The organism is Sorangium sp. So ce385, from assembly GCF_051474135.1.
GTDB lineage: Bacteria > Myxococcota_A > Polyangia > Polyangiales > Polyangiaceae > Sorangium > Sorangium cellulosum_D.
Map to the genome: position 1 here is coordinate 2,602,539 of NZ_CP150337.1, position 17,970 is coordinate 2,620,508.

The window sequence follows — 17,970 nt, forward strand, 5'->3', positions numbered from 1 at the left end:
ATTCCGAGGGTAATCGAGGCGAGGGCCAGCCGGGAAGGGATTACCCGGCAAGAAGGCGAGCGGCGACACGTCTCGCCGTCTCCCCTCGATCTCGTCCTCTCTCGCGTACGTCGCCGCGAGAGCGCGGCGACGCAGCGCCCGGCGTCTCCGGCGCCGATCGACCGGTGCGACCCGAGCGGACCGTGAGGAGACAGGCGACAGCGGACCCAGCCGCCTTCGCGCGGATCACAGCGCCGCGGCGGCCGGCGTTCGACAGCGCGGCGGCCGGCGCTCGACAGCGCGGCGGCCGCCGCTCCGTCCAGCCGTGTTCCGTCATGGCGAGAGGCAGCCCGGCAGAGTAGGATGCGGCGCCTTGCAATCGGTCATTCCTGCTCCGTCTCTTCCTCGCCCCCGCCTGCTCGAGATCACCTGGCCCATCTTCAGCGAGCACCTCTTGCACATGCTCGTCGGGGTGTTCGGCGTCTGGCTGGTCAGCCGCCTGTCCGACGAGGCCGCCGCGGCGTACGGGCTCTCCAACCAGATCATGTTGACCTTCATGATCACCTTTCGCTTCGTCAGCGTCGGCGCGAGCGTGGTGGTCACTCAGTGCCTCGGCGCGCGCGACCTCGCCGGCGCGGAGCGGGTCGCGCGGGCGTCGCTCGCGGCCAGCATGTGGCTCGGCCTCGCCAGCTGCGCGGTCATCGCGATCGGCGCGAGGCCCCTGCTCGAGCTGATGCGCCTGCCGCCGTCCCTGTTCCCGATCGCGCAGCCTTACCTGATGGCGGTCGGCGTGATGCTGGCGTTCGACGCGATGAATTTCTCGATGGGCTCGGTGCTGCGCGCCCACACGTACGGCCGCGACACGCTGCGCCTCATCATCGTCATGTACGTCGTGCAGCTCTCGCTCAGCCTGCCGCTCATGTTCGGTGTCGGCGCGTGGCCGGGGCTCGGCATGAACGGGCTCGCGATCGCCGCGGTGATCGCGCGCGCGTGCTCCTTCTGGATGCACCGGCAGCTGTGGATCGCGCGCCTCGGCGTCCGCCCGACCTTCGAGGACTTCTGGCGCATTCGCCGCGAGCAGCTCCGCGAGGTGCTGCACATCGGCCTGCCGGGGGCGGGCGAGAACGTGGTCTATCGCATCAGCTTCATGATGATCCTCGCCATGGTCGCCGACATGGGGCAGACGGCGCTCACCACGCATACGTACACGATGCAGATCGTGCACTTCCTGCTCCTGTTCGGCATGGCGATCGGCTTCGGGACCGAGATCGTGGTCGGGCACCACATCGGCGCGGGCGAGCTGCACGGCGCCGATCGCCAGGTGCGCGGCGGCCTGGCGGTCGGGTTCGGCGTGTGCGTCACCCTGGTGCTCGCCACCGCGCTGCTCGGCCCCCACCTGCTCGGCCTGTTCACGAGCGATCCGGAGGTGATCGCCACCGGCTCCAAGCTGCTCTGGCTCACCCTGCTGGTCGAGCCGGGCCGCACGCTCAACCTCGTCGTGATCAACGGCCTTCGCGCCGCCGGCGACGCGCGCTTTCCGGTCGGGTTCGGCGTCTTCTCGATGTTCGCCGTGGCCGTCGGTCTGTCGTGGCTGCTCGGCGTCCGCCTCGGCTGGGGGCTCGCCGGCGTCTGGGTGGCCTACGCCGCGGACGAGTGGGTCCGCGGGCTCGCCATGTCCGCGCGCTGGCACTTCCGTGGCTGGGTGCCTCACGCGCGGCGCACCCTCCGCCGCGTGCGGCTCAACAGCCGCCCGGCGTGAGCGCCGGTCGCCCCACGCCTCGCGCCCTCTCCGCCCACGCCCCGCCCGTCTCCGCGCCGAAGGTGGCATGTCCATTGCTGCACCTCGCCGCAAAGGAGACACGCCATGGCGCAAGACGAGCGCACGAAGGAAGGACGAGCGCCCGAGATCCCCGCCGCGAGCCCGCCCGGCTACGGCGGCCTCTCGGAGGGGACCGTGGGCGACCCGAGCGCAGCAGGGCAGAAAGGAGCGCCGGCGCAGCCCGCAGCGGCGCCCGAGGGGCGTGAGGGCGCCGCGGACGGGCGCGAGCAGGCGGCCGGCGGCCAGGACGTCGAGGAGGGCGACGCGTCGCCGGGGCCCGTGGATACGCCGCGCGGGGGCGGGTCGAGCAACGAGGCGATCCCCGGCGTGTTCGACGCGAGCAAGCCGCTGAACCCGGAGTCGAGCGCCGAGCACAAGAGCAGCTGGCCCGACGAGGGCGCGACCGGCGAAGCAGGCGCCGGATAGCGGGCGCCGGCGGAAGGTGGGAAAAGGCGACTACCCTGTTGCCAAACCCACCTTCTCGGTCACCGCCATGCAGAGCGCGGCCACGCCGCGCCTCGGCACGGTGACGAGCTTGCCGCCAAACGCGTCGCGCCGGTCGGTGTAGAGCTTCGAGACCTTGTGCGAGAGGATGGTCGAGCTCCAGACCGCGACGACGTCGGCCCAGCGGAGATCGGCGTCGGCCTTCGCCGCGTTGCGGTGCCCCTCGCCGTCCACGATGCGGATGTCGACCTCGCCCGCGAGCAGCCGGCGCAGGTCCTCGGCCGTGCCCGGCCCCCCGCCGACCACGAGCAGCCGCCGGAGCCCCCGCGTGCGGAACGCCTCGATCATCGCGAGCGCCGCCCGCTTGTTCGCAGAGCTGCCGCACATGTCGCAAACTGCGTCGGTCCCGATCTCCACCGCGCGGACCCCCGCCTTCGCGGGGAGCTTCATGCAGTCGGCGCAGCGCCGCTCGACCGGCTCCTGCGCCGGGGCGGGCTCCGGCGACCGGGCGAGCGCCTCCTGCGCGCGCTCCGCGATCTCCGCGGGGAGGAAGTCCGCCGGGTGACGGACTTCCGCCGCGGGCGCGTTCTCCGCGAGCCAGACGAGCATCTCTGTTTCAGAAATGTTTAGGGATTTTGCGAGGTTGCGCACACGGACGGGTCGCGCCATTGCGCCGCGACTGTGACATGGGCGAGGCGGCGGCGCCCTCTCCTATCGCAAGGACGGGCGCAAGATCGCGCGCGGCCCCGCGCGGCCCCGCGCGGCCGCGCACGGCCCGATGGCGCGCGGCGCCCTTCAGTCGAGGGCGGCGGCGCGGCGCAGCCCGTGGCGCTGGAGGAGGCGGTGGAGGTACATCCGGTCGAGCCCCGCCTTGCGCGCGGCGCGGCTCACGTTGCCGTTCGACCACTCGAGCAGGGCGGCGAGGTAGTCCCGCTCGAACCTGTCGATGATGGCCTCCTTCGCCTCCTTGAAGGGCATCTCGATGTTCGCGGCGGGCAGGTCGTGCGCGCCGCCCGACGGCGCGGCGCCCTGGGACCCGGAGCCCGGCGGCCCGGAGCCCGGGGGCGCGGAGCTCTGCTCGGACGGCGCCGCCGCCCCCATGGCGGCGCCCTCGCCGAGCACCACGCGGCGCTCGACGTAGTTCCTCAGCTCTCGCACGTTGCCGGGCCAGTCGTAGCGCTTCATGTCCTCGATGACGTCGGGCGGGAAGAGGTGCACCTTGTCGACGGCGCCGAGCTCGTTGAGAAAGCAGTGGACGAGGAGGCCGATGTCCTCTTTGCGCTCCCGGAGCGGCGGGACGCGCACGGTGAGCACCGAGAGGCGGTAATAGAGGTCCTCGCGGAATCGGCCGCTGTTCACCTCGCGCTCGAGGCGCCGGTTCGTGGCGGCGATCACCCGGATATCGACCTTGCGCACCCGGCTCTCGCCGAGCCGGCGCACCTCGCGCGAGGCGAGGGCGCGGAGCAGCTTGGGCTGCATCTCCAGCGGCAGCTCGCCGATCTCGTCGAGGAAGACGGTGCCGCCGTCGGCCTCCTCGAAGGCGCCGGCGCGGTCGCGCGAGGCGCCCGTGAAGGAGCCGCGCACGTGGCCGAACAGCTCGCTCTCGATGAGGCTCGGCGAGATGGCGCCGCAGTCGACGATGACGAGCGGCTTGTGGGCGCGGGCGCCGCGCTGGACGAGCTCGGTGGCGATGACCTCCTTGCCCGTGCCGTTCTCGCCCTCGATGAGCACGTCGGGCGCGCTCTTCGCCACGCGCTCGAGGACGGGGAAGAGGCGCCGCATGGGGACCGACACGCCCTGGAGCGCGCCGAAGCTGACGGCGCGCGCGAGCTCGGTCTCGGCGACGGCGGCGGCGTCGCGGATGCGCACGACCGACTCGCCGAGATCGATGCGACACTCGGGCAGGAGGGCGTCGGCGTCCCGGACGCGGACGCCCCCGAGGTAGGTCCCGTTGAGCGAGCCGACGTCCGTCAGCCGGAACGTCGTCTTCACGCGCTCGAGGATGCAGTGGAAGCGCGAGACGGCGCGGTCGGCGAGGACGAGATCGTTGCTCGGGTGGGAGCCGATGCGGATGAAGTCGCCGTCGAGCACCATCGTCCGGCTCGCGGGCTTGCCCGCCTCGCGCTCGACGCAGAGCTCGAGGCGGGGCACCGCGAGCACCTCGGCCTTCATGCGGGGCTCGGTGGCGGCCGCGATGCTGGTCGGGCTCGGGTCGTCGGGCGTGGCGGGGGGACGCGACATGCGCGCCATCTTACGCGGGAGCCTCTGGCCGTTCCAGGTGGCCCTGCGGGCGGCTCACGGCGCGGCGTCGCTGCCCGCGGCCTTGAGCCACACGACGGTCGCGCCCCACCCGCCGCGCGAGGCCGGCGCGTCGCGGAAGCCCTCGACCGCGGGGTGGCGCGCGAGGACGCCCCGCACGACGCGGCGCTGCACGCCCTTGCCGCGGCCGTGGATGACCCGCACCTCGCGGAAGCCGCGCCGCTGCGCCTCGTGGAGGTACTCCTCGACGACCGAGGCGACGTCGCGCGGGGCGAACGTGTGCAGGTCGATCGCGTCCTCGATCGGCATGACCACGACGTCGTCGGGGCCGGGCGGCTCGGGCTCCGGCGGCTCGGGCGGGCCGGCGGCGCCGTCGAGGTCGGGGGACGCGGGCGCCCGGGGCGCGGGCGCGCGACCGAGCCAGGCGAGGAGTCGGCGGAGCATCCGCGCGGTGTAGCCGAGCCCGCGGCGGCCGCCACCGGGCGGCGCGCGGGCGCGCCAGAGCGGCCCGCGCGTCCATAAATCACATTGCACATATGACACTCGTGGCTTATGTTGGGTGTGTCATGTCACTCCGCGGCGCCCTCCTCGGCTTCCTCTCGCTCGAGCCGACGAGCGGCTACACGCTGAAGCAGCGGTTCGACGGGTCGGTGCGCTCGTTCTGGTCCGTGACCCAGAGCCAGATTTACCGGGAGCTGCACGCGATGGAGCGCGAGGGGCTCGTCGAGGTCACGACGATGCCCGGGGACGGCAAGCCCGACCGGAAGGTGTACTCGCTCATGGAGCCCGGCCGAGCGGCGCTCAAGGGGTGGCTCGAGGAGCCGCTCGAGCCTCTGGTGCTGCGGCACCCGCTCTTGCTCAAGCTGGTGTTCGCGGCGCAGGTGCCGCCGAAGAAGCTCGACGACCTCCTGGCGAGGTACGCCCGGGAGCTCGAGGCGACGAAGAGCGATTACGAGGGGAGGTTGGGGGACGAACGGATCTTCGCGCTCGCGCGATCGTCGCGCGAGCGCGACCTGTGGCGGCTGAGCATCGAGCACGGGCTCGCGTGGTGCGACGCGGAGCTCGGGTGGATCGAGCGCGCCCGCGGCGAGCTCTCGGCGGAGCGAGGAGGACAGAGGCGATGGAACCGAAAGGCAAAGTGATCGTGGTGACGGGCGCTTCCTCGGGCATCGGGCTCGCGAGCGCGAGGGCGCTCGCCCGCGAGGGCGCGCGCGTGGTCCTGGCCGCGCGGTCGACGGCCAGGCTGTCGGCGGAGGCCGACCGCATCGGCCGCGAGGGGGGGAGCGCCATGGCCGTCGAGATGGATGTCACCTCCGACGCCTCGGTCGGGGCGGCGGTGGCGTCGATCCTGGAGCGGCTCGGCCGGATCGATGTCGTCATCAACAACGCCGGCAACGGCGGCAAGATGTCGCTCTGGGAGTCGACGGACGGGGCGTTCACGCGCGCGATGTTCGACGTGCACGTGTTCGGGATGGAGCGCGTCACGCGGGCGGTCCTGCCGGCGATGCTGGCGCAGGGCTCGGGCACGGTCGTGAACATCGCCTCGACGGTGGCGTGGGTGCCCATGCCGGCCGCGGCGGCGTACTCCGCGGCGAAGGCTGCGGTGGTCGCGTTCTCCGAGTCGCTGCGCGGCGAGCTCGAGGGGCGCGGCGTCCGGGTGACCGTGTTCGCTCCCCCGCACACGAGCACCGCCGCCGGCAACGACTGGCCGCTGGAGGGGCCGCAGATCTTCGCGCCCGAGTGGGTGGCGGAGCAGCTCGTCGAGACGCTCCGCCGGGACCGGCGCAGCTTCCTCGCGGGCGCGTCCAACCGCAGCCTGCTCGTGCTCCAGCGGATCGCGCCCGGCCTCGCGGCGCGCATCATGAAGGACATCGGGCTGCGCGCCGGGGCGAAGAGCGCCGCCACGCGCCGCGCAGCCGCCTAGGCCAGCGCAGAGCGCGGTCGGGCGAGGCGGCCGCGACGCGCGTGCGGCCTCTCCTCCCGGTCACCCTTCTCTCGCGTGCTCCGGGGGTCCGCTCACGATCAAGCTCAGCCGGAACGTCGCGCCTTCGCCGGCGGGAGAGTTCACGGTCAACGTGGCCCCGTGGGCGGCGGCGATCCGGCTGACCAGGTAGAGCCCGAGGCCGATCCCCGGCGTCTTCCCGCCGGTGACGAAGCGGTCGAAGATCCTCGGGAGGAGCTCCGGCGGTACGCCGGAGCCGTGGTCGATCACATCGATGTGGGCGCGCTCCTTTCCCTCGCGCAGATCGCTGCTGAGCTTGATGAGGACCCACTTCCCCCGGGGCGAGTGCTTGATCGCGTTGCTGACGAGGTTGTCCAGCGCCTGCCGGATGCGCGCCTTGTCCGCCACGACGACGAGCTCCGGCGGGCCCTCGACGCGGACCTCGACGCTCGGGGAGCCGAGCGCCCTGGCGGTGTCCCGCGCCAGCGCCACCAGATCCACGGGCGCCGGCGCGATCTCGAACAGCCCCTGCTCGAGGCGCCCGACGTCCAGCAGGTCCGAGACGAGCTGGCCGAGCCGATCGACCGCGTCGCTCGCCCGGTCGAGGTCGCGCAGGTCGTCGTCCCGGCCGGCGATCTCCGCGCGCCGGTGGAGCAGGTCGATGCGGTTCATGAGCGGGCCGAGGTGGTTCCGCAGGTCGTGCGCCACGACCGTGATCAGCTCCTCGGCGGCCTGGCGCCGGCCCTGCGCGACGGCGGCCGTGGTGACCTGCTCGACCAGCTCCGCCCGGTGCGTCAGGGCGCCGATCCAGTGCGACACCGCGCCCAGGAAGCGGAGATCTTCCTCGGTGAAGAACTCCGGCCGGGCGGACTGCGCGGAGACGACCCCTCGCCGCTCGCCCTCGACGACGAGCGGGACCGCGATGTGCGACCGGACCCCGAGGTCGTGGACCACGCCCGGGAGCTCGCCGGGCGTCTCGTCCGCGCGCGAGGTGATGTAGGGATCGCCGGTCGTGAAGACGTGGGCGACCGAGCCGCCGTTGGCCACCGCCTGGACATCGAGGCCGAGCGACTGCTGGAGCCGGCCCATCGGCGTGTTGCTCGTCCCGGCGGCGCACAGCGTCTTCCTGCTCGGATCGAAGAGGAAGACGTCGATTTTTTCGGCGTCGAGCGCGCTCCCGAGGAGCTCACTCGCCTGGTTCAGCGATTGCCGGAGGTCGGCCGCGGGGAGCTCGAGCAGCCGCCCGAGGGTCGCCATCAACCTACCCTCCTTCGAAGGGGGTTCCATTCCGGACATGCTCCTTGTTTTCTCCGTCGACCGCTCGAATGCGCGTCCGAGGTATGGCCGGGGCCTCCGGCGTCCTCAGCAGCTCGGCTGCAGCGGGTGCAGCCCTCTGCTAACCCTAGCGCATGGGACTGCGCGAGTACTGGCGTAAACGCGACTTCTCCATCACACCCGAGCCGCGGGGACAAGAGGCCACCGCCGCGCCCGCCGAGGGCGAGGAGCGGACCTTCCTCATCCAGAAGCACGCCGCCTCGCACCTGCATTACGATTTCCGCCTTGAGCTCGAGGGCGTCCTCAAGAGCTGGTCGGTGCCGAAGGGGCCGAGCCTCGACCCCGAGGTCAAGCGGCTCGCCATGCACACCGAGGATCACCCGCTCGAGTACGGCGACTTCGAGGGCATCATCCCGCGAGGGCAGTACGGGGGTGGGACAGTGCTCCTGTGGGACCGGGGCACGTGGGTGCCGCTCGAGAACCCGCACAAGGGATATCACGCCGGAAAGCTGAAGTTCCTCCTGCGGGGCGAGAAGCTCCGCGGCGGCTTCACCCTCGTGAAGACCCGCGGGCGGGACGACGACGAGGGGAGGAGCTGGCTGCTCATCAAGGAGAACGACGCGGAGGCGCGCGCGACGAAGGAGTACAGCGTCGTGGACGCCCGACCCGAGAGCGTGGCGAGCGGGCGGCAGCTCGAGGAGATCGCCGCGGCCAAGGACCGGGTGTGGCGCTCGAACCGGGCCGAGAAGGAGACCAAGAACAAGAAGGCGGCGGCCGGCGGGCGCGGGGCGCGGGGCGACGGCGGCTTGGCGCGCGTCGCGGGGCGGGTGGAGGGCGCGCGTGAGGCGGCGATGCCGCAGGAGGTGCGGCCGCAGCTGCCCGAGCGGCTCCCGGCGAGCAAGGCGAAGGGCAAGCCGAGGGGGGCGCCGGAGGGCGAGGGGTGGCTCCACGAGATCCAGGTCGACGGCCGCCGGATCATGGCCTGGGTCGAGGACGGGCGCGTGCGGCTCGTGGACGAGAAGGGGAAGGAGCAGAAGGGCCGTTTCGAGCACATCGCCGCGGCGATCGCGGGGCTCGGGTTGACGAGCGCGCTGCTCGACGGCGAGGTGGCGGTGCTCCGGCGCGACGGCACCACGGCCCCGCCGCCGTCCAGCGCCAAGGCCGCGCCCCGGGAGGGCGAGGTTGTCTACTTCGTCTTCGATCTCCTGTACCTGGAGGGCCACGATCTCATGGGGTCGCCGCTCTCGGCGCGGAAGCGGGCGCTGGAGCGGCTGCTCCGCGACGCGAGCAAGGGCGGGGGCGCCCTGCGCTACGGCGATCACGTCGAGGGGTCGTGGGAGGAGGTCGTCCAGAAGGGGTGCCAGCTGTCGCTGAAGGGGATCGTGTCCAAGCGGATCGACGCGCCTTACGTGCCCGGCCGCGGTCCGGGCTGGGTCCGCGTGTCGTGCAGCAGCGCGCCGGCCGGGGAGAAGGGGGAGAAGGGGAAGGCGGCGGCGCCCAAGGCGAGCGAGCGCGCGGCGCCCAAGGCGAGCGAGCGCGCGGCGGCGGGGGCGAGCAAGCGCGCGGCGGCGGGGGCGAGCGGGCGCGCGGCGGCGGGGGCGAGCGGGCGCGCGGCGCGGGGCGCGAACAAGCGCGCGGCGCCCAGGAAGAGCGCCGGGGCGCGCTCGCGGCAGGCGCAGGACGCGGAGGACGGCGACGGCGCCTCGGTCGCGGGGGTGCGCCTGTCGCACCCGGACCGGGTGCTGTACCCGGCGCAGGGGATCACGAAGCGCGAGCTCGCGCTTTACTACGCGTCGGTCGCCGGCTGGATGGTGCCGCAGGTGAAGGGCAGGCCGCTCACGCTGGTGCGCTGTCCCGAGGGCGCGGAGAGCGAGTGCGTCTTCATGAAGCACGCGAAGGTGTGGGGGCCGTCCGCGCTCCGGCGCGTGACGATCCAGGAGAAGACGAAGGCGGGCGAGTACCTCGTCGCGGACTCGGCCGAAGCCCTGGTGTCGCTCGCGCAGATGGGGATCCTGGAGATCCACACGTGGAACTCGACGACATCGCGGCTGGAGAAGCCGGATCGGGTGGTGTTCGACCTCGACCCGGATCCCTCGGTGGCCTGGGAGCGCGTGATCGCGGCCGCCCTCCTGATCAGGGAGCGCCTCGCCGAGCTCGGCCTCGAGAGCTTCGTGAAGACGACGGGCGGGAAGGGGTTCCACATCGTGGTGCCGCTCACGCCGTCGAGCGGGTGGGACGAGTGCCTCGCGTTCACGAAGGCGCTGGCGGGGGACATCGCGCGGCGCGATCCGAAGGGGTACACGATCGCGGTGTCGAAGGCGCAGCGGAAGGGGAAGATCTTCATCGACTACCTGCGCAACACGAGGGGCGCGACGTCGGTGGCCGCGTACTCGACGCGCGCCCGGCCGGGGGCGCCGGTGTCCGCACCGCTCTCCTGGGATGAGCTCGGCCCCGAGATGCGCTCGGACCGATTCACCCTCAGGAGCCTGCCCGAGCGCCTGGCGTCGTTGCGGGGCGACCCGTGGGCCGGCTACGGGGAGGTCCGACAGAAGATCACGGCCGCGATGCGGCGAGCGCTGCGCATGCCGGCGTAGGCAGGCGGGCGCTCCGCGCAGCGCGCCGCCGCCGCCGGCGCGGCCGCCGCGCGCCCTCGCGGCGCGACGCGCGCCCCGCGGCTCGACGAGCGGCGCCGCGCGGTGTCACGCTTGCCGCGCCGGCTCGTCCACACCACATCTCCAACCACCTGCATGGCTTCAGAACGCAAGACCCACCGCGCCCTCACCGTCGTCGGGCTGATCCTCTCCCTCGCCATGGCCGCCCTCGAATCGACGGTGGTGGCCACCGCGATGCCCACCGTGATCGGCGATCTCGGCGGCATTCACCAGTACGCCTGGGTCACCACCGCCTACCTGCTCACCTCGTCGGTGCTGGTGCCCATCTGCGGCAAGCTCTCGGACATCTACGGCCGCAAGCCGGTGATGCTGTTCGGCATCGCCGTGTTCCTGATCGGCTCGATCGCGAGCGGCGCGGCGCGGTCGATGCCGCAGCTCATCGCCTTCCGCGCGCTCCAGGGGGCCGGCGCCGGGGCCATGCAGCCGATGGCGATGACCATCTCGGGCGACATCTTCGATCTCAACGAGCGCGCGCGCATCCAGGGCGTCTTCGGGGCTGCCTGGGGGCTCTTCGGCATCATCGGCCCGATGGTGGGGGGGCTCATCGTGCACTACTTCTCGTGGCGCTGGGTCTTCTACATGAACATCCCGTTCGGCATCGCGTCCGTCGCGCTCGTGGCGAGCGCGTTCCACGAGCGGATCGACAAGCGGCCTCACGCCCTCGACTTCCTCGGCGCGGCGCTCCTGTCCGCCGGCGTGGTCGCGCTGCTCCTCGCCACGGGGAGGCTCGGCGGGGGGACGACGCTGTTCGCCTCGATCGCGGCGGTGGTGCTGTTCGCCGTGTTCTTCGCCGTCGAGCGCCGGGCCCCCGAGCCGATGATCCCGCTGCCGCTCTTCCGGCGGCCGGTGATGCTCACCTCCAACGTGACCGGCGCGATCCTGGGCGGCGCGATGATGGGCACCATCACGTTCGTGCCGCTCTTCGTGCAGGGCGTGCTCCGCGGCACGCCGACGGAGGCCGGGAGCGCGATCGCGCCGATGCTGATCGGCTGGCCCGTCGCGAGCGCGATCGGCGGGCGGCTCATCCCGCGCGTCGGGTTCCGCCCGCTCATCTGGGCCGGCCTCGGCTTCACCGCGGCGGCGGGGCTCGCGCTCGCGATCGGCGGGGCGCACGACACGCCGCTGATGCTCCGCGCGACGACGCTCGTCTTCGGCGTGGGCATGGGGCTGTCCAACGTCGCGCTGCTCATCGCGGTGCAGAGCAGCGTCGCCTGGGATCAGCGCGGGATCGCCACGGCGAGCACGATGTTCTCCCGGCTGCTCGGCGGCGTGGTGGCGGTCGGCGTCATGGGCGGCGTGCTCACGGCTGAGCTCGCGAAGGACCCGACCATCCCCGCGGACGCCGCGAGCCGGCTCCTCACGGCGGAGGGGGCGCGGGGGCTCGATCCGTCGGTCTTGCAGCACCTCGGGGAGGCGCTCACGTCGGGCATCACGACGGTGTTCTGGATCATCGCCGCCATGGGCCTGATCGGCTTCGTGGTGGCGCTGTGGTTCCCCCATGTGCCCCTCCAGGCGGCGGACGACAAGGCCGTTGCACCGCCGAGCGAGGCGGGGATCGGGTGAGTCCCCGCGAGGGGGAGCTCGTCGCGCGGCGCGGCGACGGGCCGAGCTCGCCCATGGTGAAGGGGGGAGTAGGGGAAGAGCGGGGTTCCGGTCGTGCGCGGAGGTCGATGAGAGGGGTTCGGGGGATTGCGGGGGCGGCGGGGCTGTGGCTCGCGATCGGAGGGGCGGGGTGCGAGGACCATCACGTCGTGATCGGCGCGCTCTCGCCGGGGGAGGGTGGAGGCGGCGCGGGCGCGCCAGAGCTTCCGAGGTTCGAGGCGCCGACGGCGATGGCGGAGCTCAACAGCAGCGAAAGGGAAGAGGACCCGACCCTCACGGACGATCTGCTCGAGATCTATTTCATGTCCGATCGCGGGGGGAACCGGGACATCTGGACGTCGCGGCGCGCAGGGGTGGGCTCGCCCTGGGACGCGCCGCACGCCGTGGAGAACATCAACCTGGCCGAGAGCATCGAGGATACCCCCTGCGTCTCCGGGGATGGGCTGCGGATCTGGTTCTACAGCAGGCGCGAGCCGGAGGGCATCTGGCTCGCCGAGCGCGCCAGCCGGGACGACCCGTGGGGGACGCCGGCGTACGTGGACGCCCTCGCCGTCGAGGGCGCCACGGTGATCGGCGCTCACGTCGATCCACCAGAGCTCCACCTCGTGACCGGCGTCACGCCCGCGGACGCGGAGACGTACCTCGCGATCGCGTCGCGCGAACGCCCGGAGGACGACTGGAGCGCGCTCGTCCCGCTCGCCGGGCTGGACGGCCCAGGCGACGAGGGCGGCCCGTTTCTGTTCGATGACGGCAAGCAGATCCTGTTCCGCTCGAGCCGCCAGGGAGGGGGAGACCTGTTCTGGGCACGGCGGGCAAGCGCCGACGCGGCGTTCGAGGAGGCAGCGCCGCTCGAGGAGCCGGTGAACCTCCCCGAGGAGCGCGACACCGATCCGCACCTCTCACCGGACGGCTCCGTCCTGTTCTTCGCGTCGACGCGGACCGGCGTGGCCGACATCTACGAAGCCCACCGCGTCGCGCCATGACCCCGCGAGCTCAGGCCCCGCGCATCGCGGAGACGGCCCCGTAGCGATCGCGGCGCACACGGGCGGCGCTGGAGGAGCCGCGCGCACAGGCGACCCCTGTGCGGCACACGCGCGCGACCGCGTGGAGCCGTGGTGTCCTTTCTTGATGCAAGTTTGCTGCTGTAATGAAATGCTCTGAGCTGACCGCGAGAAATTCGAGCGACCGGTGATTGATCGCGAGCGCTCCGATCCACGTGGGAAATGAGGAAGGATGGGCTCTCGATGACCTTCGTGTCTGCGCGCGCGTGGGGCCTGCTCAGCGTCATCGCGTCGCTCCATTGCAGCTCGGAGCCGCCCGGCCCGGGGGCCGGCTCCGGTGGTCAGGACAGCGGCACGGCCGGCGCCACCACCTCCGCGACGACCGCCTCCGCCTCATCGACCAGCGGCGCGGGGGGTGACGCCGGCGCGACGGCCGGCGTGGGCGGCGCCGGGGGCGCGGGAGGGACCGGCGGCGCAGAGGCGACCGGCGGCGCGGGGGCGACCGGCGGCGCGGGGGGGACCGGCGGCGGCGAGGTCGGCGACCGGTGCGCAGAAGCGATCCTCGACCCGGCGAGCCCGCCCGAGGCGCTGCGTCTGTCCGGAAACCTGGGGACCCACGACCCGGTGGTCATCAAGGCCGGCGACCGATATCACCTGTTCCAGACGGGGGACAGGCTCCCCATGAAGGTCTCCACGAACCTCGTCGACTGGCAGGATGCCGGTCGGGTGTTCGACGCGAAGCCCGCCTGGCTGAGCAACAAGGTGCCAGGCGTGGACCACCTCTGGGCGCCCGATATCTCCCGCTTCGGGGACAGCTACCATCTGTATTACTCCGCCTCCACGTTCGGCAGCAACAAGTCGTGCATCGGGCACGCGACGAAGGTGTCGCTCGACACCCGGGAGCCCTGGGCGGACCGCGGCGCCGCCATCTGCTCGAACGACGGGACGCGGGACGACTGGAACGCGATCGACCCCAACGTCGCCATCGACGAGGAGGGGACGCCGTGGCTCGTCTTCGGGAGCTTCTGGAGCGGCATCAAGATGGTGAAGCTCACCGCGTCGGGGGAGCGGGCCGACGCGGAGCTCCACGCGCTCGCCTCGCGCCCCGACGCCGGCGGGGCGCTCGAGGCGCCGTTCATCGTCCGGCGCTGCGGATTCTACTACCTGTTCGTCTCGTTCGACGCGTGCTGCCGCGGCACGGACAGCACGTACAACATCGCCGTCGGCCGCTCGACGAGCATCACCGGACCGTACGTGGACAAGGAGGGCAGGGAGATGAGGTCCGGCGGCGGCACCCTCCTCGTCCAGGGCGACGCACGATGGCGGGGGCCCGGACACAACGCGGTCGTGTTCGACGGCGGCCGGGCGTACAACCTCTATCACGCTTACGACGTCCAGGCGAACGGCGCCCCCACGCTGCGGATCTCCGAGCTGGCATGGGACAGCGACGGTTGGCCGCGCTCCGGAGGGCCGTGACGTGAGAGCCGCGTTCGCCACGCGAGCACGGCGGTTTGCCTGGAGCAGCGGTGGAACTCCCAGCGTCGGTGCTCTCCTCGCCGCCAGCGCCGACATCCCGTTTCCGTTCGGCGGGTGAGGGGGGCAGCAGGGCCGTGTGCAGCCCCCGCGCGCCGCTCGTCCCGAGCAGCTCCCGAGCGTCACCGCCGGGCTGCGGGGTTCCGGCGCTCCCGGCGCTCTCGGTGTGCCTTGACCCGGTGTTATGGCCTCGTGCATCGTCTACAACGTGCGAAAGCCCGCGACCGATCTCCCCACGCCGCCGGAGGGAGCACCTCCGCGGGCGGACGACCTGCTCGGGCTCGCTCGGGCCGCGGCGGCGCGCGACCCCGCGGCCATCCGCACGCTCATCACCGAGCTCGGCGGGGCCATGCTGCGGAGCGTGAGGAAGGTGCTCGGCCCTCATCACCCCGACGTCGAGGATGTAACCCAGGAGGCCGTGCTCGCGCTGCTCCAGGCCCTGCCCTCCTTCCGCGCCGAGTGCACCGTGCTCCATTTCGCGAGCCGCATCGCGGTGATGACCGCGCTCGGCGCGCGCCGGCGCCTCCGCGTGCGCGAGCGCTTCGACGAGCCGGACGCGCCGATCGAGGTCGCGCCCGACGAGAGCGGCGCGTCGCCGTTCGCCGAGACGGTCTCGAGCCGGCGGCGCGAGATGGTGCTCGAGGTCCTCGACAGGATGCCGGAGTCGACCGCGGAGGCGCTCGCCCTCCACTTCGTGCTCGGCTACACGGTCGACGAGATCGCGGCGCTGGCCCGCGTCTCCCCGAACACGGTGTGGAGCCGCCTCCGGCTCGGCAAGGAGGCGCTGCGGCGCGCGCTCGCCAACAACGCGAAGCTGGCCGAGCTCTTCCGCGGGAGGGAATCATGAGCGCGGACTGCCGGAGCGAGCTCCTCACGCGGGTGCGCCGCGGCGTCGCGACCGAGCCCGACCGGCTCGCCTTCGACGCCCACCTCGGCTCGTGCGAGTCGTGCCGGATCACCTGGGAGCTCGCGCAGGATTTCGATTCCGTGGGCGCGGCGGAGCCGGGGGACGCGGAGCTACTCGCGCGCATCGCGAACGCCGCGATCGGCGGGGTCGCGATCGATCTGCGGCGCCAGGGCGCGGCGATGTGGCCCTCGGGCGTGGGCCGCGAGGGCGCGGCGGTGTGGCGCGCGAGCGCGGAGGTGCGCCCCGACAACGATGTCCGGCGCGGCGACGGCGATGCGCGGCCGGAGGGCGTCCTCGGGGGGCGGCGCGGGGCCGGTTGGCGGCGCGGCGTCTGGCTCTCTGCCGCGGCGGCCGTGCTCGCCTGCGGCGTGGCCGTCGCCGCCACGGCGCTCGTCGGCCCGCGCCCGGAGGCAACGCCGCGGCCGAGCGCCCGCGCGATCGAGCCCGCGGTGCGCGCGGCGGTGTCCCGTCCGCGCGCGGCGGCGCTCCCCGAGGCCGCTCCGCCTGCGGGCGAGCGCGCGGCGGCCGTCGCGCCGCCGGCGGCGCTGCCGGAGGTCGCGGCGCGGGGGCCGAGGCCGCGCGACGCGGCGCGGGGGCCGAGCGCGGCAGCGCCGTCCTCCGCGGCGGCGACGGCGGAGCAGCTCTTCCGGGAGGCCAACGAGGCGCGGCGCGCCGGGAGCTCCCAGCGCGCCATCGAGCTCTATCGCTCGCTCCAGAAGAGCTTCGCGACGTCGCCGGAGGCCACGCTCTCGCTCGTGTCGCTGGGCAGCCTGCTCCTCAACACCGGCTCGCCCGGGGCGGCGCTCGCGCAGTTCGACCGGTACCTCGGCGTGGCCGGCTCGCGGCCGCTCTCGGTCGAGGCGCTCTACGGCCGCGGGCGCGCCTTGCGGGCGCTCGGCCGCTCCGCCGACGAGGCCCAGAACTGGCGGCGCCTGCTCCGGGAGCACCCGGGCTCGCCGTACGTCGAGCACGCGCGCCGCCGTCTCGCCGAGCTCGGAGGGTGATCACGCGGCGGGCGATCGCGCAGCGCGGGGCGTTCTGTCTCGCGGTCGCCGCGGCCGCGGCGCTCTCCCCGGCGAGCGCCCTGGCGCGCGACGGGACGGCGGTGGCGTCCGGATCGCCGGGGGCGGCGGAGCCCGGGGCGGCGGAGCCCGGGGCGCCGGTGTCCGGAGCGCCGGTCGTGGAGATCGTGCTCACGGGCGCTGCGGATCACCTCGGCGCGATCCGGACGGCGCTCGAATCCCAGGCGCTCTCCGCGTTCGCGGTCCGCTTCCGGATCGCGCCGCGGTTCGACGCGGCGGCGCTCTTCGCGACGCGAGCCTCGTCCGGCGTGACCCTCTCGTGCTGGATCGACGTGAGCGATCCGCGCCGCGCGGCGCTCTACTTCACGGATCCCGTGGCCGATCGCTTCCTGGTGCGCTCGATCGAGCTCTCGGGCCGCTTCGACGAGCTCGATCGCGAGTCCGTGGCGCAGGTCGTGGAGCTGTCGCTGCGGTCGCTGCGCGTGGATGCGCGCGCCTCGCTGGATCGGGAGCAGGCGCGCGCGCTCATCCTCCGCCAGACGGCGCCTCCCGAGGTTCCCGCCGAGACGCCGGCCGCCGCGGCGGCGCCGGCGCCGGCGCCGCCGCGGCGCGCCCTGGAGCTCGGGTTGTTCTACGGGGTGACAACGCATTCCGCCGAGGTGGGTCTGACGCACGGTCCCGGGGTGCGCGTGGCGCTCGGCGGGGGCTGGGGCCGACACCGGGTCGCCCTCGACGCGCGCTTTCAGTACCAGTTCGAGCGGCGTTACGAGGAGCCGCGCATCGGCCTCGATCTCCGGACGATCGCGCTCCGGGCGGACGTCTGCTGGCTATATCCGGTGGCCACGGGCGTGATGCCGATCGAGCTCGGGGTGCGTCTCGGTGCGGGCGTCGATCATGTGGACGCGGCGCCGAGGCCGGGCAGCGCGGGGGCGTCGGGGTACGTGCCTGCGGAGGCGAGCGCCTCGAACGCGTTCGTGCTGGTGGCCGGCCCGGTGGCGAAGCTGCCGCTGAGCCGGGATCTCCGGGTGTTCACGGAGCTCTTCGTCGAGCTCGATCCCGCGCGCGTCCGCTACGACCTGTCGCTTGCTCAGGGGACCGAGACCGTCCTTGCGCGCTACCGGCTGCGGCCCGGCGTGATCTTCGGCGTCGAGCTCTGACGGCCGCTCACGCCGGCGGGCGAGCCGGGCGAGCGGACCGTGGTTGCGGTGGGGTTGGTCGGACCCGACCGTGGTTGGGGGTGGGCCGAGCCGACCGTGGTTGGGGTTGGGCCGACCCGACCGGGGTTGAGGTGGCCGGTGGTTGAGGCGGCCGACCCGACCGTGGTTGGGGTTGGGCCGACCCGACCGGGGTTGAGGTGGCTGGCCGCCCCGACCGTGGTTGGGGGGGCCGACCCGACCGTCGTTGAGGTGGCCGGTGGTTGAGGTGGCCGACCCGACCGGGGTTGAGATGGCTGTTTCATTCACGGTGCAATATTGTGCTCTGAAGCTGGGTTGAGCTGCCCCGACCGGGGTTGAG

The 17,970-nt window shown here is 73.2% G+C and carries 15 protein-coding genes; 11 read left to right on the forward strand and 4 right to left on the reverse strand.

What is annotated here, in order from left to right; all coding sequences use genetic code 11:
* The first annotated feature begins 352 nt into the window (after positions 1–352).
* A complete protein-coding gene (locus tag WME83_RS09740) occupies positions 353–1,738 on the forward strand; it encodes an MATE family efflux transporter (protein ID WP_437318992.1) in 1,386 nt (461 codons plus the stop codon).
* A 105-nt stretch (positions 1,739–1,843) separates the two neighbouring features.
* On the forward strand, positions 1,844–2,224 hold the full coding sequence (locus tag WME83_RS09745) for a hypothetical protein (protein ID WP_437318993.1): 381 nt from the start codon (positions 1,844–1,846) through the stop codon (positions 2,222–2,224).
* Between the two features lie 30 nt (positions 2,225–2,254).
* Here the strand turns inward: WME83_RS09745 and WME83_RS09750 are convergent, their stop codons facing one another.
* The 3 genes from WME83_RS09750 to WME83_RS09760 all read right to left on the reverse strand — a co-directional run bounded on the left by WME83_RS09750 (position 2,255) and on the right by WME83_RS09760 (position 4,945).
* Positions 2,255–2,851, reverse strand: coding sequence for a hypothetical protein (locus WME83_RS09750; protein ID WP_437318994.1), 597 nt, complete (start codon positions 2,849–2,851; stop codon positions 2,255–2,257).
* Positions 2,852–3,037: 186 nt separating this feature from the next.
* Positions 3,038–4,483, reverse strand: coding sequence for a sigma 54-interacting transcriptional regulator (locus WME83_RS09755; protein WP_437318995.1), 1,446 nt, complete (start codon positions 4,481–4,483; stop codon positions 3,038–3,040).
* 54 nt (positions 4,484–4,537) lie between these two features.
* Entirely contained in the window at positions 4,538–4,945 is a 408-nt protein-coding gene (locus WME83_RS09760) for a Smr/MutS family protein (RefSeq protein WP_437318996.1), read from the reverse strand.
* 122 nt (positions 4,946–5,067) lie between these two features.
* On the opposite strand from WME83_RS09760, the gene WME83_RS09765 reads away from it, so the two are divergent.
* Positions 5,068–5,643, forward strand: a complete 576-nt coding sequence (locus WME83_RS09765) for a PadR family transcriptional regulator (RefSeq protein WP_437318997.1) — start codon at positions 5,068–5,070, stop codon at positions 5,641–5,643.
* A complete protein-coding gene (locus WME83_RS09770; RefSeq protein WP_437318998.1) occupies positions 5,622–6,425 on the forward strand; it encodes an SDR family NAD(P)-dependent oxidoreductase in 804 nt (267 codons plus the stop codon). The genes WME83_RS09765 and WME83_RS09770 overlap by 22 nt, the downstream gene beginning before the upstream one ends.
* A gap of 60 nt (positions 6,426–6,485) precedes the next feature.
* Here WME83_RS09770 and WME83_RS09775 read toward each other — a convergent pair whose 3' ends face one another.
* Positions 6,486–7,700 carry an ATP-binding protein gene (locus tag WME83_RS09775; protein ID WP_437318999.1) on the reverse strand — a complete coding sequence of 405 codons (1,215 nt, stop codon included), beginning with the start codon at positions 7,698–7,700 and terminating at the stop codon, positions 6,486–6,488.
* A 152-nt stretch (positions 7,701–7,852) separates the two neighbouring features.
* On the opposite strand from WME83_RS09775, the gene ligD reads away from it, so the two are divergent.
* From ligD to WME83_RS09810, 7 genes are all read left to right on the forward strand, one after another.
* Positions 7,853–10,312, forward strand: a complete 2,460-nt coding sequence (gene ligD / locus WME83_RS09780; RefSeq protein ID WP_437319000.1) for a non-homologous end-joining DNA ligase — start codon at positions 7,853–7,855, stop codon at positions 10,310–10,312.
* Positions 10,313–10,465: 153 nt separating this feature from the next.
* Positions 10,466–11,953, forward strand: a complete 1,488-nt coding sequence (locus tag WME83_RS09785) for an MDR family MFS transporter (protein WP_437319001.1) — start codon at positions 10,466–10,468, stop codon at positions 11,951–11,953.
* A gap of 107 nt (positions 11,954–12,060) precedes the next feature.
* A complete protein-coding gene (locus tag WME83_RS09790) occupies positions 12,061–12,975 on the forward strand; it encodes a hypothetical protein (protein WP_437319002.1) in 915 nt (304 codons plus the stop codon).
* Positions 12,976–13,236: 261 nt separating this feature from the next.
* On the forward strand, positions 13,237–14,469 hold the full coding sequence (locus tag WME83_RS09795) for an arabinan endo-1,5-alpha-L-arabinosidase (RefSeq protein WP_437319003.1): 1,233 nt from the start codon (positions 13,237–13,239) through the stop codon (positions 14,467–14,469).
* A 241-nt stretch (positions 14,470–14,710) separates the two neighbouring features.
* Entirely contained in the window at positions 14,711–15,373 is a 663-nt protein-coding gene (locus tag WME83_RS09800) for an RNA polymerase sigma factor (protein WP_437319004.1), read from the forward strand.
* Positions 15,370–16,437, forward strand: coding sequence for a tetratricopeptide repeat protein (locus WME83_RS09805; RefSeq protein ID WP_437319005.1), 1,068 nt, complete (start codon positions 15,370–15,372; stop codon positions 16,435–16,437). Before WME83_RS09800 ends, WME83_RS09805 begins: the two co-directional genes overlap by 4 nt.
* Positions 16,434–17,612, forward strand: a complete 1,179-nt coding sequence (locus tag WME83_RS09810) for a hypothetical protein (protein WP_437319006.1) — start codon at positions 16,434–16,436, stop codon at positions 17,610–17,612. The genes WME83_RS09805 and WME83_RS09810 overlap by 4 nt, the downstream gene beginning before the upstream one ends.
* Positions 17,613–17,970 lie beyond the last annotated feature (358 nt).

Excerpts from the sequence above, each read along its gene's own strand:
- WME83_RS09745 (WP_437318993.1), top strand. The coding sequence starts at position 1,844 with ATGGCGCAAGACGAGCGCACGAAGGAAGGACGAGCGCCCGAGATCCCC.
- WME83_RS09750 (WP_437318994.1), bottom strand. The coding sequence starts at position 2,851 with ATGCTCGTCTGGCTCGCGGAGAACGCGCCCGCGGCGGAAGTCCGTCAC.
- WME83_RS09755 (WP_437318995.1), bottom strand. The coding sequence starts at position 4,483 with ATGTCGCGTCCCCCCGCCACGCCCGACGACCCGAGCCCGACCAGCATC.
- WME83_RS09760 (WP_437318996.1), bottom strand. The coding sequence starts at position 4,945 with ATGCTCCGCCGACTCCTCGCCTGGCTCGGTCGCGCGCCCGCGCCCCGG.
- WME83_RS09765 (WP_437318997.1), top strand. The coding sequence starts at position 5,068 with ATGTCACTCCGCGGCGCCCTCCTCGGCTTCCTCTCGCTCGAGCCGACG.
- WME83_RS09770 (WP_437318998.1), top strand. The coding sequence starts at position 5,622 with ATGGAACCGAAAGGCAAAGTGATCGTGGTGACGGGCGCTTCCTCGGGC.
- WME83_RS09775 (WP_437318999.1), bottom strand. The coding sequence starts at position 7,700 with ATGGCGACCCTCGGGCGGCTGCTCGAGCTCCCCGCGGCCGACCTCCGG.
- ligD (WP_437319000.1), top strand. The coding sequence starts at position 7,853 with ATGGGACTGCGCGAGTACTGGCGTAAACGCGACTTCTCCATCACACCC.
- WME83_RS09785 (WP_437319001.1), top strand. The coding sequence starts at position 10,466 with ATGGCTTCAGAACGCAAGACCCACCGCGCCCTCACCGTCGTCGGGCTG.
- WME83_RS09790 (WP_437319002.1), top strand. The coding sequence starts at position 12,061 with ATGAGAGGGGTTCGGGGGATTGCGGGGGCGGCGGGGCTGTGGCTCGCG.
- WME83_RS09795 (WP_437319003.1), top strand. The coding sequence starts at position 13,237 with ATGACCTTCGTGTCTGCGCGCGCGTGGGGCCTGCTCAGCGTCATCGCG.
- WME83_RS09800 (WP_437319004.1), top strand. The coding sequence starts at position 14,711 with ATGGCCTCGTGCATCGTCTACAACGTGCGAAAGCCCGCGACCGATCTC.
- WME83_RS09805 (WP_437319005.1), top strand. The coding sequence starts at position 15,370 with ATGAGCGCGGACTGCCGGAGCGAGCTCCTCACGCGGGTGCGCCGCGGC.